The sequence below is a fragment of the Mesorhizobium sp. WSM4848 genome (assembly GCF_055811375.1).
The window spans coordinates 57,407-71,882 of the sequence record NZ_JBVVPX010000006.1 but is presented as its reverse complement, the minus strand read 5'-3'; the positions used below and the strand labels follow the sequence as shown (position 1 = coordinate 71,882).

The following is a 14,476-nucleotide window of genomic DNA, read 5'->3' as shown; positions in this document are numbered from 1 at the left end:
GTTGCACGAAACCGTGTCCCTCGCTACATGCGCGCCATGAAAGTCAGGGATGCAGACATTCTCATCGTGCCGGGCTACACCAATTCGGGCCCCGACCATTGGCAGAGCCGCTGGCAATCGAAATTGTCGACGGCGCGCCGCGTCGAGCAGGCGGAATGGTCGAAGCCAGTGCGCGAAGACTGGACGGCGAGCGTGGCGAAGGCGGTCAACGAGGCCGAGCGACCGGTCGTTGTCGTCGCGCATTCGCTCGGCGTCGCCGCCGTGATCCAGGCAATGCCCCAGTTCCAGCGTCCGGTCGCCGGAGCCTTCTTCGTGGCGCCGCCCGACGTCGCCAACCCTGAGATAAAACCCAGGCACCTGATGACCTTCGGCCCTTATCCGCGCGAGCCGCTGGCATTTCCCTCGGTGGTGATCGCCAGCCGCAACGACCCGTTCTGCACGTTCGAGGTGGCCGAGGACATTGCCGGCGCCTGGGGCTCGCTGTTCATCGACGCTGGCGAGGCCGGACATCTCAACGCCGATGCCGGCTTCGGCCCATGGCCGGAAGGCTCGATGACTTTTGCGAAATTCCTGACGGACCTTTAGGGGCTGATCGAGTCCCTCACGCTCTTCAGCAGGGTCTTTGCCCCCAGACCGATCAACGCGTGCTCGGAGCCCATCGCCAGCAGCCGATAGCCCATCGACACCACACGGCCGGCGATGGTCGGCTCGATGACGTAGATCGCGGCATGCTTGCCGGCCTTGCGCGTCCGCTCGGCGATCGAGGCGACGGTTTCCATCATGCTTTCCAGCGTCGAGTTGACGGCGGCGCCGTTCGACCAGGCAATCGAAAAATCCGATGGGCCGAGGAAGACGCCGTCGATACCCGGCGTGTCGAGGATGCCGTCGAGCGCATCGAGCGCGGCGCGCGTTTCGACCATGGCGAAGGCCATGGTGCGCGCGTTGCTGTCGCGCAGCCAGTCGGCATAGTCGCCCTTGCCATGGCGCGGAAAGGCATAAGTCGGGCCCCAGGAACGCTCGCCGAGCGGCGGATACTTCATGGCGGCAGCGAAAAGCCTGGCGTCCGCCACCGAATTCACCATCGGCGCAATAACCGCCTCGGCGCCGAAATCGAGTGCGCGGCTGGCCATGTCGAAGCGGCCAACCGGAATGCGCACCAGCGCCGGTTTGTTGGCGGCCAGCACCGGCCCAAGGCCGCGCAGCACGCTGTCCTCATGATGTCCGCCATGCTGCATGTCGAGAGTGACGGCATCGAAACCCTGTCTGGCAAGAATCTCGACCGTTAGCGCGTCAGGCACGCCGGACCATGCGGTGCACAGAGTTTCATCGGCCGCAAGGCGTGATTTCAGGGACATGGGCGCCTTCCTTATTCGGACTCGCATCGGCCCAAAATCGGCCCGATGCGACAAATTCGGCCCGATGCGAGGAGTCAAAGTTGAGCGTACTTCGTGCGTCGGAATGGATGCATGGCGCTCTAATGCAGTTCAGCCGGAAACAGCTGCAAAGGCAAAGAAAAACCGCCCGGAGGGGCGAGGCGGTCGATTGGTCCAGCCTGTCGATTGGCTCAGAGCAAGGGTCAGGTGTTCTTGATCTGCTCGATTGCCTGCGCCATCAGATCGTCCATGGTGCGGCGAATCTGGTGGTCCGACTGGACGACCCCAGCTTCGTCGAAATCCTTGCGGATCTTGCGGAAAACGTCGTGGTCGCCGGCTTCCTCGATATCGGCGAGGACGACCTGGCTGGCATAGGCTTCGGCGTCGGCCCCGGCCTTGCCGAGCTTTTCGGCGGCCCACAGGCCGAGCGCCTTGTTGCGGCGGGCCGCAGCCTTGAACCGGAGTTCCTCGTCGATTACGAACTTGCGCTCGAAGCCCTCCTCGCGATCTTTCATGCTGCTCATGGCATCCCTCCGGGTCAAATCCGATTTTGGTTGGCAGTCGAAATATGTGTCTTGCCCAGCACAAACCAAAAGGCCGCGGGCCGGTCAATATGCTACGTTACTTGCTGCGCTGCGGCATTTCATTCCGGAAAGCGGTGATTGAAAGGATTTGCCGATTGAGCAAACACTACGATTGGGATAGACACCGGCATTGAACCCCTACCGTTGCCGCACTAATTTAGGCGGACGGACAGGAACTGGTCGCTTGCCGCCTGCCCGGAAATCCAGAGAAAAGATCAGATGAAAAATCGCCGCCGCATTTATGAAGGCAAGGCCAAGATCCTCTATGAGGGCCCTGAGCCGGGAACACTGATCCAGTTCTTCAAGGACGACGCAACCGCTTTCAACAAGAAGAAGCACGAAATCGTCGATGGCAAGGGCGTGCTCAACAACCGCATTTCCGAGCACATCTTCAACCATCTCAACCGGATGGGCATTCCGACCCATTTCATCCGCCGGCTCAACATGCGCGAGCAGCTGATCAAGGAAGTCGAGATCATCCCGCTCGAGGTGGTCGTGCGCAACGTCGCCGCCGGCTCGCTGGCCAAGCGTCTCGGCATCGAGGAAGGCACCGTGCTGCCGCGCTCGATCATCGAATTCTATTACAAGGCCGACGCGCTCGACGACCCGATGGTGTCTGAAGAGCACATCACCGCTTTCGGCTGGGCAAGCCCGCAGGAGATCGACGACGTCATGGCGCTGGCCATCCGCGTCAACGACTTTCTCTCCGGCTTGTTCATGGGCGTCGGCATCCAGCTTGTCGACTTCAAGATCGAATGCGGCCGGCTGTTTGAAGGCGACATGATGCGCATCGTCGTTGCCGACGAGATCTCGCCGGACTCGTGCCGTCTGTGGGACGTGGCGACCCAGGACAAGCTCGACAAGGATCGTTTCCGCCGCGACATGGGCGGTTTGGTCGAAGCCTATCAGGAAGTCGCCCGCCGCCTCGGCATCATGAACGAGAACGAGCCGCCGCGTCCCGCCGGACCAGTGCTCGTCGCCTCGACCGATGGCCTCAAAGGCAAGCCGCACTGAGATTTTTTGCCGCTCAATATTTCGAACAGGAGCATGTCCAGCGTGATCAAGGCTCGCATTACCGTCACCCTCAAGAACGGCGTGCTCGATCCGCAAGGCAAGGCGATCGAACACGCATTGTCCGGGATGGGCTTTGACGGCGTCGGCCAGGTGCGGCAGGGCAAGGTTTTCGACGTCGAGCTTGCTGAGAGCGACAAGGCCAAGGCCGAAGCCGATCTCAAAGCCATGTGCGACAAGCTTCTGGCGAATACGGTGATTGAGAACTATAGTGTGGCCATTACCTGAGGTTGTGCCGGAGGGCAGATGGCCGAGATTGATGGAAGCTTGATATTTGAAGTCCTCAAGTCCATTCAGTCGCGGCTGGATAGGATGGATTTGACGCTCGGGGAGGTAAAGTCCGAGCTTGGCTCTATCCGCCGCCATCTCATTGCCACCGAGGGTGACGTGAAGAACATCTACGGTGTGCTGGCTCGCCAGGACGAGCGCCTGGAACATATTGAACGCCGCTTAGACCTGCGTGAACTTGCCGAAGCCCAGAGGCCTTACGAACCGAAATGAAATCAGCCGTCGTTCTTCTGCCGGGCCTCAACCGTGACCGCGACATGATCGCGGCGCTGACCAAGATTTCGGGAACGCCGCCGGTCACGGTCTGGCAGACCGACACCGAAATTCCCGACGTCGACCTGATCGCCATTCCCGGCGGCTTCTCCTTCGGCGATTATCTGCGCTGCGGCGCCATTGCGGCGCGTATGCCGGTGATGCGGGCGGTCGCCGAAAAGGCGGCCAAGGGGGTCATGGTCATCGGCGTCTGCAACGGCTTCCAGATCCTGGTCGAGGCCGGCCTTTTGCCAGGCGCCTTGATGCGCAACACGTCGCTGAAATTCGTCTGCCGGCAGGTCAAGCTGCAGATCGCCAACGCCAACACGATGTTCACCCGCCGCTATCAGCCGGGGCAGATCATTCGCTCGCCGGTGGCGCATCATGACGGCAATTATTTTGCCGACGCCGAGACGCTTCGCAGGCTGGAAGGCGAAGGCCAGGTGGTGTTCCGCTATGCCGAAGGCACCAACCCCAACGGCTCGATCAACGACATTGCCGGCATCATCAACGGCCAGGGCAATGTGCTCGGCCTGATGCCGCATCCCGAGAACCTGATCGAAGCGGCGCATGGCGGCAGCGACGGCCGGGCACTGTTCGAAAGTGCGCTTGGCATCGCCGCTTGATATCTTCAGCATTCATCTTGTTCCGAATTCGAAATAGGCGCCGCATGAGCCCGAGACAGACGATCGCCCGCCTCGCTCTTGTCGCCGCCGCCGGCCTTGTGCTCGCCTCCTGCCAGTCGAAGCCGAAAAACGCGCCGGCGCCTTCGGGCAAGAGTGCGGCGCTGCTTGCGATGGAACAGGTGGCGATCGCCGCCCACAAATGCTGGATCGCCAGCAAGGATCCCGCTTTCAAACCCTATCAGATGGCCAACGAGCTGAATTCGTTCACCGGCACACCGCGCTTCCTGCTTGTCCCGGTCAAACAGTATGGCGGAAAGCCGTTGCTGGTCGTGCAGGCACAGGGCAATTCACGCCGGGTGGACGTGTACGGTCCGCTGATGGCCGAACCGCTCGGCGCACGCATCAGCTCGGACATTGCCCGCTGGCAGGCTGGCAATCCAGCCTGCGGTGCGGCTGCATAGGGCTGGTGAGCCGGTTCCTGCAGATCGCCGGTCTGGTCATCGGCCTGGCCGCGCTTGTCCTGCAAATCTGCATCACCGTTCCAGCGTCGATGGCAGCCGGCCGGAGTTTTGTCGGCTCGCTGGTCTTCTACTTCAGCTTCTTCACCATCCTGACCAATATCGGCGCGGTGCTCGTGCATGTTTCGCTGCTGTCACCCGGCGGCTACGCCTGGTTTCCGGCCTTTGCCGGGCCCCGGATGCGCGCCGGCGTGGCGGTCGCCATAAGTCTGGTCTTCATCATCTATGCGACGGTCCTGGCGCAGCTTTGGCAGCCGCAGGGCCTGTTCCTGCTCTGCGATATCCTGCTGCACTATATAACGCCGGTGCTGTTTCGTGCTGTGGTGGCTTGTGGCAGGCGCCGATGGCTCGACGCGGTGGCGCGACATCTCCTGGTGGATGATTTATCCGGTCGCTTATCTGGCCTATGCACTGGCGCGGGCGCCGATATCAGGCGAATTGCCCTACCCGTTCCTCGATGTCGCCAAGAACGGCGCGGCCAGCGTCGCCGTCTCGGCGCTCGGCATCACCGGACTGTTTCTGGTGCTGTGCATCATTGCAGTGCTTGCAGACCACGGCATCTCGCGGATCAGGGTGGCACGCGTTCGTCCGCAGTGAAAAAGAGAGGGCATCCGGAGGGCAGGCTACATTCAGCCCCGGCCGCCTCTATCGTCTCGGCACGGTTCGCGCTCCACCGGCGCGAATAGCCGCCGCGGCTTCGCCGGCGATCCGCGACATGAATTTGCGCGTGAACCGGCCGAGCGGCTTGGCGTCTTCGAGCGCCCAGGAGGTAGCGAGATCATCGGTGTTGAACTCGTCGACGATCACCCATGCCGGCGTATAGAGCTTGGCACGACGGGCCTCAGTCTCGGGAATTTCGACACAGCGAGCGCCATCGCGCGGCGGCCGGCTCGTGATTGGAAAGAGCAGAGCCTTCTGGCGGCCGTTCTTGCCCGCAACGATCAGCATCACGCAGGTCGGCCGCGCCTTGCGTCCACTCTCCTCCCCCCGGTCATATTCCCGCGCCCACAGATAGGAATAGAGAATGATCTGTCCGTGGTCCGGCTCAGTCATCCCGGTCATCGTCGCGCGCGACGGCATCGAGGCCGGCGAGAAGCTCTTCCCGTTCCTCGGCTGACAGGTCCTCGACGCGGTGTGCCCGCTGGGCGCTACGGCCGGCGAGACGGTCGAACTGCTCCGCCGTCAGGAGAACGAACTTGCGCTTGCCGCGCTTGGTGATGTCGACAGGGCCCCGGAACGCGGCCTCTACAACCTCGCCGGATTTGTTGCCGAGATCTGTGAGGGTGAAACTCGCCATAAAGACCTCCCTTCATTACCCCGAAAATAGGCGAATTAGCTGTTTTCAGCAATAGCCATCGGAGACCTCGCGAGGGCGAGAATGGAGTGAAGGTCTGCGGGTGCATCGTGGTCTGTCTGCTCGCGACCTCGCTGCCGCGGCCGATCTCAGTGCGCCATACACTTCCCAGATCGAAAGGAAGAAGAAAGAGGGTCGCTTCCCGGCGATGAAGAAGATCGCAGCGGCGATGTACCACGCCGCTATTCGAGACGGGGCACTCGAGACGTATTCTCAGTCCCAGAACGGCCTCAGACCCTCACGATGGGCGTCGGCACGCGAGATGCCAATATCCTTGAGCTGATCGTCGGTCATCTCCAGCAAGACCAGCCGGCTGCGCCGGCGATCCAGCAAGCTGCCGATCCGGTTTGCGAGTGAGCTGACCATACGCACCAAGCGACGGACATAGCCTTGCCGGCCAGACGGGCGGGCTCCGAGCAATTCAGCTCTCGTGTGACGGATTGTATCGATTGCAGCCATTTTCTTGCTACCAAAATTCGGGATTGTACCTATTTGTTGCGCAGCCACATATGTATTGACTCTCAAAACGGTGCAATATAGAAAATTGTCACCATGACAAATTGGCTTCCCGACCTTTCTGCCGGCTCCGGGCCCCTCTATCAGCGGCTTGCAGATTCCATCGAAACGGACATCGACCGTGGCGTGATCGCGGCCGGGGCAAAACTGCCGCCGCAGCGCGATCTTGCATACGACATCGGAGCGACCATCGGCACGGTTGGCAGGGCCTACCAATTGTTGCGCGAGCGGGGCCTGGTGAGCGGCGAAGTCGGACGCGGAACCTATGTGCTTGGCCGGCATGACACCAAGACCGATCTGCTGGCGCCCGACCCGCACGTGGAAGGCACGCGCTACATCGACGCGCCTCGCGGCAAACTGCGCTTCGACAGCACGGCTGCGCCTGATACCGGCCAGGGCGCCATTGTCGCCGATGTGCTTTCGCGCACCGCGCAGGAGCATCCGTACGAGATTTCAAGCTATACGCGGGATTTTCCCGACCGCTGGTTCGAGGCCGGCTGCAACTGGCTGGCGCGAAATTCGTTTCGCCCGAGCCGCGATGGCATCGTTCCGACGCTCGGCACCCATGCCGCGGTTATGGCGGCGATTGCCGCGCTGACCACGCCCGGCGACTATATCGTCTTCGAGCACCTCACTTATTCGCAGATTTCACGCAGCGCCGGCCTGATCGGCCGCCGCACCGCGCTGGTGACGTCGGACGCGGAAGGGCTCGATCCGGAGGATTTCGAGCGCGTCTGCGCGCAAAAACACCCGAAAATGATGTTCCTGATGCCGACGGCCCAGAACCCCACACTGGCGACCTTGTCGGCGACGCGCCGCGAGGCCATCGCGCGCGTCGCGCGCGAATACAATGTCGTCCTGATCGAGGACGATCTCTATGGCGACCTGACCGACGACCCGACGCCGCTCCTGGCCGAATATGCCCCCGAACGGACCATCGTTGCCGGCGGCCTGTCGAAATCCGTTGCGGCGGGCGTTCGCGGCGGCTGGCTCGCCTGTCCGCCGGCCTATCGCCACCGGATCCGGGTCGCTCACAAGATGCTGACGGGTGGCCTCCCCTTCCTGCTGGCGGAAGTGTGTAGCCGGCTGGTTCTGTCCGGCCAGGCCAGCGAGATGCGCAAGCGCAGCATCGTCGAGATCAACGCGCGCGTGGCGATCGTACGCGAGACGCTGGCGGGATTCGACTTCAACGCACTAGACAATGTGCCCTTCGTCTGGCTCACCCTGCCCGATCCATGGCTTTCCGGCACCTTCAAGAACGCCTGTCTCGAACATGGCGTGCTCATCGACGATGAGGACGAGTTCAAGGCGGGGCGTTCCGAGCAGGTTTTTCACGGCGTGCGGTTTGGCGTTTCACAGCCGGAGCGACGAGAGGACATCGCGGGCGGCGTCGGCGTGATCCGGCGGCTGCTCGACGAGGGCCGCGCCGGCTACGACAGTTTCTCCTGAACCGGCTTGAAACCGGCGGGCCGAGTGGCGATCTTTCGCTACTTGCTTCACCCTATCCATCGTTTTTCGTCGCTTGATGGGTGTATCGGCTGCAAAGCTTGCGATAAGACGGGACTCGATCCCAAGGACATAAATTGCCGCCCATGACCATTTCCAATTCCGTGCCGATCACTCCGGAACTCATTGCCGCGCACGGGCTGAAGCCCGACGAATATCAGCGCATCCTCGACCTGGTCGGGCGCGAGCCGAGCTTTACCGAGCTCGGCATCTTTTCGGCGATGTGGAACGAGCACTGCTCCTACAAATCCTCGAAAAAATGGCTGCGCACGCTGCCGACCACCGGGTCGCAGGTCATCCAGGGGCCTGGCGAGAATGCCGGCGTGGTCGATATCGGCGACGGCGACTGCGTCGTCTTCAAGATGGAGAGCCATAACCACCCCTCCTTCATCGAGCCCTATCAGGGTGCGGCGACCGGCGTCGGCGGCATCCTGCGCGACGTCTTCACCATGGGCGCGCGGCCAATCGCGGCAATGAACGCGCTGCGCTTCGGTGCGCCGGACCATCCCAAGACCAGGCATCTGGTTGCCGGCGTCGTTGCCGGCGTCGGCGGCTACGGCAATTCCTTCGGCGTGCCGACGGTCGGCGGCGAGGTCAATTTCGACGCGCGCTACAATGGCAACATCCTGGTCAACGCCTTTGCGGCGGGGCTGGCCAAGACCGATGCGATCTTCCTGTCGGAAGCCAAGGGCGTCGGCCTGCCGGTCGTCTATCTCGGCGCCAAGACCGGCCGCGACGGTGTCGGCGGCGCCACCATGGCCTCGGCCGAATTCGACGACAAGATCGACGAGAAGCGGCCCACCGTTCAGGTCGGTGACCCGTTCACCGAAAAATGCCTGCTCGAAGCCTGCCTCGAACTGATGGCGTCCGGTGCCGTCATCGCCATCCAGGACATGGGGGCTGCCGGCCTCACCTGCTCGGCGGTCGAGATGGGCGCCAAGGGCGACCTCGGCATCGAACTCGACCTCGACAAGGTGCCGGTGCGCGAGGAGCGCATGAGCGCCTATGAGATGATGCTGTCGGAGAGCCAGGAACGCATGCTGATGGTGCTGCGCCCCGAAAAGGAAAAGCAAGCCGAGGCGATCTTCCACAAATGGGGCCTCGACTTCGCCATCGTCGGCAAGACCACCGACGATCTGCGTTTTCGCGTGCTGCACCAGGGCGACGAAGTCGCCAACCTGCCGATCAAGGACCTTGGCGACCAGGCGCCGGAATATGACCGTCCCTGGACCGAGCCGAAGAAGCCGGCGCCGCTGGCGGCCGGCGATGCACCGCAAGCGGATGTCGCCGAGACGCTGCTGAAACTGCTCGGCGGGCCCGACCTGTCGTCGCGCCGCTGGGTATGGGAACAGTACGACACGCTGATCCAGGGCAATTCGCTGCAGCTTCCGGGCGGCGATGCCGGCGTGGTGCGCGTCGAGGGTCATCCGACCAAGGCGCTCGCCTTCTCCTCCGACGTGACGCCGCGCTATTGCGAGGCCGACCCTTACGAGGGCGGCAAGCAGGCGGTCGCCGAATGCTGGCGCAACCTTACCGCCACCGGCGCGCTGCCGCTCGCCGCCACCGACAACCTCAATTTCGGCAACCCGGAACGACCCGAGATCATGGGCCAGTTGGTCGGCGCCGTGAGAGGCATCGGCGACGCCTGCCGCGCGCTCGGCTTTCCGATCGTCTCCGGCAATGTCTCGCTCTACAACGAAACCAACGGGCAAGGCATCTTGCCGACGCCGACCATCGGCGGCGTCGGCCTGATCGCCGACTGGTCCAGGATGGCGCGGATCGGCTTTGCCGCCGAGGGCCAGATGATCCTGCTGGTCGGCGCGCCATCGATGTGGGGAACGCATCTCGCCCAGTCGGCCTATATGCGCGACATCCATGGCCGCGCCGACGGCGCGCCGCCGCCGGTCGATCTCGACCATGAAAAGCGCGTCGGCGACCATGTGCGCGCCCTGATCGCCTCCGGCGTCGTCACATCAGCGCATGACGTTTCCGATGGCGGCATTGCCGTCGCGCTGGCCGAGATGGCGATGGCGTCCGGCATCGGCGCGACCGTCCCCGGCCTGGTCGGGACCGACCCGATCCCGGTCTGGTTCGGCGAGGATCAGGGCCGCTACCTCTTGACGCTGTCGATCGATCCGCAAAGCAAGGAATGGGACGCCATTCGCGAAGAGCAGAGCAAGCTCGGCATCTTCGCGCCGTGGATCGGCTCTACCGGCGGCAGCGACCTGAAACTCGGCGAGGCGCGGGCGATCCCTGTCGGCGAATTGACCGCTGCCCACGAATCTTGGTTTCCTCGCTTCATGGCAAATGAGGTCGTGGACCCCTGATTTGATCGAGCGGGCCCGTTTCGGTGTGGTTCATCCGCCATTTCGATCATATCTATGAGATCACGACCTGAACAAGGAATCCTCGCATGGCAATGGACGCGCACGACATCGAACGGCTGATCAAGGAAGGCATTCCGGACGCCAAGGTGACGATTCGCGACCTGGCCGGCGACGGCGATCATTATGCGGCCGAAGTGGTGGCCGAGAGCTTTCGCGGCAAAAGCCGCGTCCAGCAGCATCAGATGGTTTACGACGCGCTGAAGGGCAATATGGGCGGCGTGCTGCACGCGCTCGCTTTGCAGACCAGCGTGCCGGAATAAGCCTTTTTAGGGCTGATTGTGGCCTGGATCGTGGATTTCATTCATTACTCAACGGTTCCCCGCCTTGGTGAACGCGCGACACTGCGGATTTTGAGAACGAGGTCGTCACTTCGTGACGTACTCCGTCTGTTGCCTTTATCATTGCTGGCTTGGGAAAAATAGCCGTCCGATGCTCTTGGCCCAGGTCATCCTTTGCGCCATTTGCGCGACGGCGCGGCAAACGTCTTGTTTCAGGCAACCTATGGGTTTATTTGAAAGGGTATGTTTCGAGCCCGACTCCCGCGGGCATGAAAGGATTCTCTATGAGCGGTATCAACGACTACATCGACAGCGAAGTGAAGGGCAACGAGGTCGTTCTCTTCATGAAGGGCACGCCCGGTTTCCCGCAATGCGGATTTTCCGGTCAGGTCGTGCAGATCCTCGACTATATCGGGGCCGACTACAAGGGCGTCGACGTGCTGACCTCGGCCGAGCTGCGGCAAGGGATCAAGGAATACTCCAACTGGCCGACGATCCCTCAGCTCTACGTCAAGGGTGAGTTCGTCGGCGGTTGCGACATCGTCCGCGAGATGTTCCAGGCTGGCGAACTGCAGACGTTCCTCGTCGAAAAGGGCGTCAGCGTCAAAGGCGCCGCCTGACGAACACGTAGGGCACTTCGCCAAGCTGATTATCTCCCCGGTATCGGGGCACAAGACGAATGAATGCGCCGGTGCGCCGGCGCTTTTTCGTTTGAAGATCGGACTTTGCCGTGGATCAGCATGCAGAAGCGCAGCAACAGGCGGATACCTTGCCTATTCCGCGCTGGGAATTCATCGCGCTGTGCGCGGCGTTGATGGCGCTCAACTCGCTGGCCATCGACATCATGCTGCCGGCGCTGCAGCAGATCGGCGCCTCGCTAGGCGTGGAAAATGAAAACCATCGCCAATATGTGATTGCCGCCTATATTCTCGGCTTTGGCGGCGGACAGCTCTTCTTCGGGCCGATCTCGGACCGCTTCGGACGCCGCGCTCCGCTCGTCGTCGGACTGGTTATCTACGTCGCAGCGGCGAGTGCGGCGGCGATCGCCCCGACATTCGCCATCCTTATCCTGTGCAGGGTGGTGCAAGGCATTGGTGCGGCGGCCACGCGCGTCATCGCCGTCTCGATCGTACGCGACACGTTCGACGGCCGGCGCATGGCCGAAGTCATGTCGCTGATCTTCATGGTGTTCATGGCCATTCCGGTGGTGGCGCCAGGCATCGGCCAGTTCATCATGCTGTTTGCCTCCTGGCACTGGATCTTCATCACAATGGCGGCAGGCGCACTGGTCGTCTCAGCCTGGTCGCTGCTGCGGCTGCCGGAAACGCTGCATCCCGAATATCGCCGGCCGCTGACGGCATCATCCGTCCTTGGCGGTTTCCGCATCGTTCTGACCAATCGCATCGCGCTATGCTATGCCTTCGCAAGCACTTTTGCCTTCGGCGCGATGTTCGGCTTCATCAACTCGGCGCAGCAGATCTATGTCGGCGTCTTCGGCGTCGGCGAGATGTTCCCGGTGATTTTCGCAGGGATCGCCGGCGTGCTCTCCTTTTCGAGCTATCTGAATTCGCGCCTTGTCGGACGCATCGGCATGCGCCGCCTGTCGCAAAGCGCGCTGCTCTTGTTTCTGGCCATCAGCCTCGCTTGGCTGGTCGTTTCCATCCAAATGAAGATGCCGCTCTGGCTTTTCATCACCTTCTTTGCCTGCACGATGGTCCCGTTCGGCGCACTCGGCGCGAATTTCAACGCACTCGCCATGGAGCCGCTCGGCCAATTGGCCGGGACAGCGTCGTCCATTCTGGGTTTCATGCAGACCTTCCTCGGCGGCGTGCTCGGCACGCTGATCGGCCAAGCCTTCAACGGCACGGTGACGCCCTTGGCCGCCGGATTCTGCAGCGTTTCGCTTGGCGCATTGGTGATGGTGCTGATTGCCGAGCGCGGGAAATTCTTCCAGCCGCAGAACCCGCCGGTTTAATGCCGGGCGCGCTTCAGGATTCACTCCCGCTCGCTGCGGTGAAGCGAGGGAACAGCAAACGCCCTGCGATCGCTCCACCCATGCTGTCCGAAACCGGCAGTGGCAGAGACTTGTCGAGAGCCTCGAGGACAGAGGCGACGAAGGCCCGGTTGAGGCTGCCATCATCCCCTAGACGGGAGTAAGTGGCGCGAGGCTTGCCGATAAGTGTGCCGTTTCGGCGAATTGAGAACTGCAGCGTCAGGGTCATGCCCCCGGTTCCGGGCGGCGGCTCCCAGCAGGCGACAATCGCGGAGAACATCTCGTTTATGGTGTCGACGGGTTCGGGACTGCGACAGGCGCGCTCCTGCGATGTTGCCGCATCAGGACCGGCAACCAGGGCAACGGTAAGGGCGACAATTGCGGACCGAGGTTTCATCTCGGGTCTCCGGTTTCGCGCGGACAAATGTACTCGAATTTTTCGACGAAAGCTTCCATCGAGTATCAGCGCTGCGGATGGATCCTTTCAGACGTCGGCGTCGATAACGGCGAGCGCCGCATCGATGCCTTTGCCGACCGCGAGCTTTTCGCCCAAAGCATTCATCGCGCCGCCAAGTGCCGTCAGCGCCGCGATCGCATAGATCGGCTGGGCGGTCGGGCCCATATGGCCGATGCGCGTCAGCTTGCCCAATGTTTCGCCGCGGCCTGACGAAAACACCACGCCGTAGCGGGCGCGCGCGGCCTGGCGAAGCGCCTCCTCGTCGATGCCTTCGGGCGTCCTGACGGCAGTCGTGGTTGGTGATGCGATTTTGTCGCTGGCCGCCCAGATCGACAGACCCATGGCGGCGACGCCGGCGCGCATGGCCTTGGCGGTGAGCGCGTGGCGCGCCCACACCGCCGCCGGTCCCTCGTTGAGGTAGAGGTCGAGCGCGACGTCGAGCCCGTTCATCTGCGCCACGGACGGCGTGAACGGAAACGGCTTGTCCTTCGACCACGCATGCTCCCAATCGACGATGCTGAGCATCGATCCGCGTGGCGCTGCCTCGTTGGCCTTCATCTTGGCCCAGGCCCGCTCGCTGACGCCCATCATCGTCAGCCCGGGAGGCGCGCCGAGGCATTTGTTCGGGCCGGTGACATAGATGTCGGCCTTGCAGTCCTCCGGATGCGTTTTCATGCCGCCGAAGGACGAAACGGCATCGACGATCAGGTAGGCCCCATGCCCCGAAACCAGTGCGCCGATGGCGTCGATCGGGTTGATGGTGCCCGAAGGCGTGTCGTGATGGCAGACGGAAACGATGCTGATCTCCGGATGCGCTTCCAGCATTGCCGCAACCGCCTGCGGGTCGATCGCCTCGCTATAGGGCACCTCGATTTCGAGCAGATGCGGCGAATAGCGCTTCGCCCAATTGCCAAATCCCTTGCCGTAGACACCGGAGGCAAGGTTGAGAACCACGTCGTCGGGCGTGATCAGGGAGGCTGCCGCGGCCTCCAGGCCAAGCACCGGCTCGCCATGCAGAATGACCGGCTTGTTCGACAGCCGCATCGCCTTCTGCGCCTTGTCGACCACACGCTCGTAAAAGAGCTGGAACGCCGGGTCGTGATCGTAGAGCACGGTGCGGCCGAGGCCGCGCAGCACGTCGGGATAGGCGTTCACCGGCCCGGCGGTAAGCGTGATGACCGGTTCGGCGTGTTCGAGATAACGCATGGTCTTTGTCTCATCGTTGGCGGTCAGCCGTAGAATTGCGTGCCGGTCCGATAGGTCTTGAAGTTCT

At 62.5% G+C, this 14,476-nt stretch carries 18 protein-coding genes and 1 pseudogene; 12 read left to right on the top strand and 7 right to left on the bottom strand.

Annotation, left to right across the window (positions count from 1 at the left end; translation table 11 throughout):
• Positions 1 to 36: 36 nt before the first annotated feature.
• Positions 37 to 585 carry an RBBP9/YdeN family alpha/beta hydrolase gene (locus AC0L16_RS08375; RefSeq protein WP_287247701.1) on the top strand — a complete coding sequence of 183 codons (549 nt, stop codon included), beginning with the start codon at positions 37 to 39 and terminating at the stop codon, positions 583 to 585.
• Here the strand turns inward: AC0L16_RS08375 and AC0L16_RS08370 are convergent.
• Positions 582 to 1,355, bottom strand: coding sequence for an HpcH/HpaI aldolase family protein (locus AC0L16_RS08370; protein WP_473620099.1), 774 nt, complete (start codon positions 1,353 to 1,355; stop codon positions 582 to 584). The two genes, AC0L16_RS08375 and AC0L16_RS08370, sit on opposite strands and share 4 nt — an antisense overlap.
• A gap of 221 nt (positions 1,356 to 1,576) precedes the next feature.
• Positions 1,577 to 1,897, bottom strand: coding sequence for a DUF1476 domain-containing protein (locus tag AC0L16_RS08365; protein ID WP_091591813.1), 321 nt, complete (start codon positions 1,895 to 1,897; stop codon positions 1,577 to 1,579).
• 279 nt (positions 1,898 to 2,176) lie between these two features.
• Between AC0L16_RS08365 and purC the strand changes: the two genes are divergently transcribed.
• From purC to AC0L16_RS08335, 6 genes and pseudogenes are all read left to right on the top strand, one after another.
• Complete coding sequence (purC, locus tag AC0L16_RS08360) at positions 2,177 to 2,971, top strand: phosphoribosylaminoimidazolesuccinocarboxamide synthase (RefSeq protein WP_023798245.1); 795 nt, start codon at positions 2,177 to 2,179, stop codon at positions 2,969 to 2,971.
• A gap of 42 nt (positions 2,972 to 3,013) precedes the next feature.
• A complete protein-coding gene (purS, locus tag AC0L16_RS08355) occupies positions 3,014 to 3,256 on the top strand; it encodes a phosphoribosylformylglycinamidine synthase subunit PurS (RefSeq protein ID WP_023798246.1) in 243 nt (80 codons plus the stop codon).
• Between the two features lie 18 nt (positions 3,257 to 3,274).
• Positions 3,275 to 3,529, top strand: a complete 255-nt coding sequence (locus AC0L16_RS08350) for a hypothetical protein (protein WP_473620098.1) — start codon at positions 3,275 to 3,277, stop codon at positions 3,527 to 3,529.
• Entirely contained in the window at positions 3,526 to 4,194 is a 669-nt protein-coding gene (gene purQ, locus AC0L16_RS08345; protein ID WP_023798248.1) for a phosphoribosylformylglycinamidine synthase subunit PurQ, read from the top strand. Before AC0L16_RS08350 ends, purQ begins: the two co-directional genes overlap by 4 nt.
• 44 nt (positions 4,195 to 4,238) lie before the next feature.
• Positions 4,239 to 4,655: a hypothetical protein gene (locus AC0L16_RS08340; RefSeq protein WP_473620097.1), complete on the top strand. Its 417-nt coding sequence runs from the start codon at positions 4,239 to 4,241 to the stop codon at positions 4,653 to 4,655.
• 5 nt (positions 4,656 to 4,660) lie between these two features.
• Positions 4,661 to 5,309 (top strand): annotated as a pseudogene (locus AC0L16_RS08335) (Pr6Pr family membrane protein).
• Positions 5,310 to 5,357: 48 nt separating this feature from the next.
• On the opposite strand, the gene AC0L16_RS08330 reads toward AC0L16_RS08335, so the two are convergent.
• From AC0L16_RS08330 to AC0L16_RS08320, 3 genes are all read right to left on the bottom strand, one after another.
• Positions 5,358 to 5,765, bottom strand: a complete 408-nt coding sequence (locus tag AC0L16_RS08330; RefSeq protein WP_473620095.1) for a hypothetical protein — start codon at positions 5,763 to 5,765, stop codon at positions 5,358 to 5,360.
• Positions 5,758 to 6,009, bottom strand: coding sequence for a type II toxin-antitoxin system prevent-host-death family antitoxin (locus AC0L16_RS08325; RefSeq protein WP_473620094.1), 252 nt, complete (start codon positions 6,007 to 6,009; stop codon positions 5,758 to 5,760). The genes AC0L16_RS08330 and AC0L16_RS08325 overlap by 8 nt, the downstream gene beginning before the upstream one ends.
• A 270-nt stretch (positions 6,010 to 6,279) precedes the next feature.
• Positions 6,280 to 6,432 carry a DUF1127 domain-containing protein gene (locus tag AC0L16_RS08320; protein ID WP_473620262.1) on the bottom strand — a complete coding sequence of 51 codons (153 nt, stop codon included), beginning with the start codon at positions 6,430 to 6,432 and terminating at the stop codon, positions 6,280 to 6,282.
• 186 nt (positions 6,433 to 6,618) lie between these two features.
• Here AC0L16_RS08320 and AC0L16_RS08315 point away from each other — a divergent pair, with 186 nt between their 5' ends.
• From AC0L16_RS08315 to AC0L16_RS08295, 5 genes are all read left to right on the top strand, one after another.
• Positions 6,619 to 8,031 (top strand): aminotransferase-like domain-containing protein, encoded by a 1,413-nt coding sequence (locus AC0L16_RS08315; protein WP_473620092.1) that lies wholly within the window; start codon positions 6,619 to 6,621, stop codon positions 8,029 to 8,031.
• Between the two features lie 143 nt (positions 8,032 to 8,174).
• The gene (gene purL / locus AC0L16_RS08310) at positions 8,175 to 10,415 is read left to right on the top strand and encodes a phosphoribosylformylglycinamidine synthase subunit PurL (protein ID WP_473620090.1); all 2,241 of its coding nucleotides are present in this window, start codon (positions 8,175 to 8,177) and stop codon (positions 10,413 to 10,415) included.
• An 86-nt stretch (positions 10,416 to 10,501) separates the two neighbouring features.
• Positions 10,502 to 10,735, top strand: a complete 234-nt coding sequence (locus AC0L16_RS08305) for a BolA/IbaG family iron-sulfur metabolism protein (protein ID WP_023798252.1) — start codon at positions 10,502 to 10,504, stop codon at positions 10,733 to 10,735.
• Between the two features lie 302 nt (positions 10,736 to 11,037).
• Complete coding sequence (gene grxD / locus AC0L16_RS08300; RefSeq protein WP_287182380.1) at positions 11,038 to 11,373, top strand: Grx4 family monothiol glutaredoxin; 336 nt, start codon at positions 11,038 to 11,040, stop codon at positions 11,371 to 11,373.
• 110 nt (positions 11,374 to 11,483) lie between these two features.
• The gene (locus AC0L16_RS08295) at positions 11,484 to 12,728 is read left to right on the top strand and encodes a multidrug effflux MFS transporter (RefSeq protein WP_473620087.1); all 1,245 of its coding nucleotides are present in this window, start codon (positions 11,484 to 11,486) and stop codon (positions 12,726 to 12,728) included.
• Between the two features lie 13 nt (positions 12,729 to 12,741).
• On the opposite strand, the gene AC0L16_RS08290 is transcribed toward AC0L16_RS08295, so the two are convergent.
• Both AC0L16_RS08290 and ppaT read right to left on the bottom strand, forming a co-directional pair.
• Complete coding sequence (locus AC0L16_RS08290; protein ID WP_473620085.1) at positions 12,742 to 13,143, bottom strand: hypothetical protein; 402 nt, start codon at positions 13,141 to 13,143, stop codon at positions 12,742 to 12,744.
• An 87-nt stretch (positions 13,144 to 13,230) separates the two neighbouring features.
• Entirely contained in the window at positions 13,231 to 14,409 is a 1,179-nt protein-coding gene (gene ppaT / locus AC0L16_RS08285; protein WP_473620083.1) for a pyridoxamine--pyruvate transaminase, read from the bottom strand.
• Between the last annotated feature and the right edge of the window lie 67 nt (positions 14,410 to 14,476).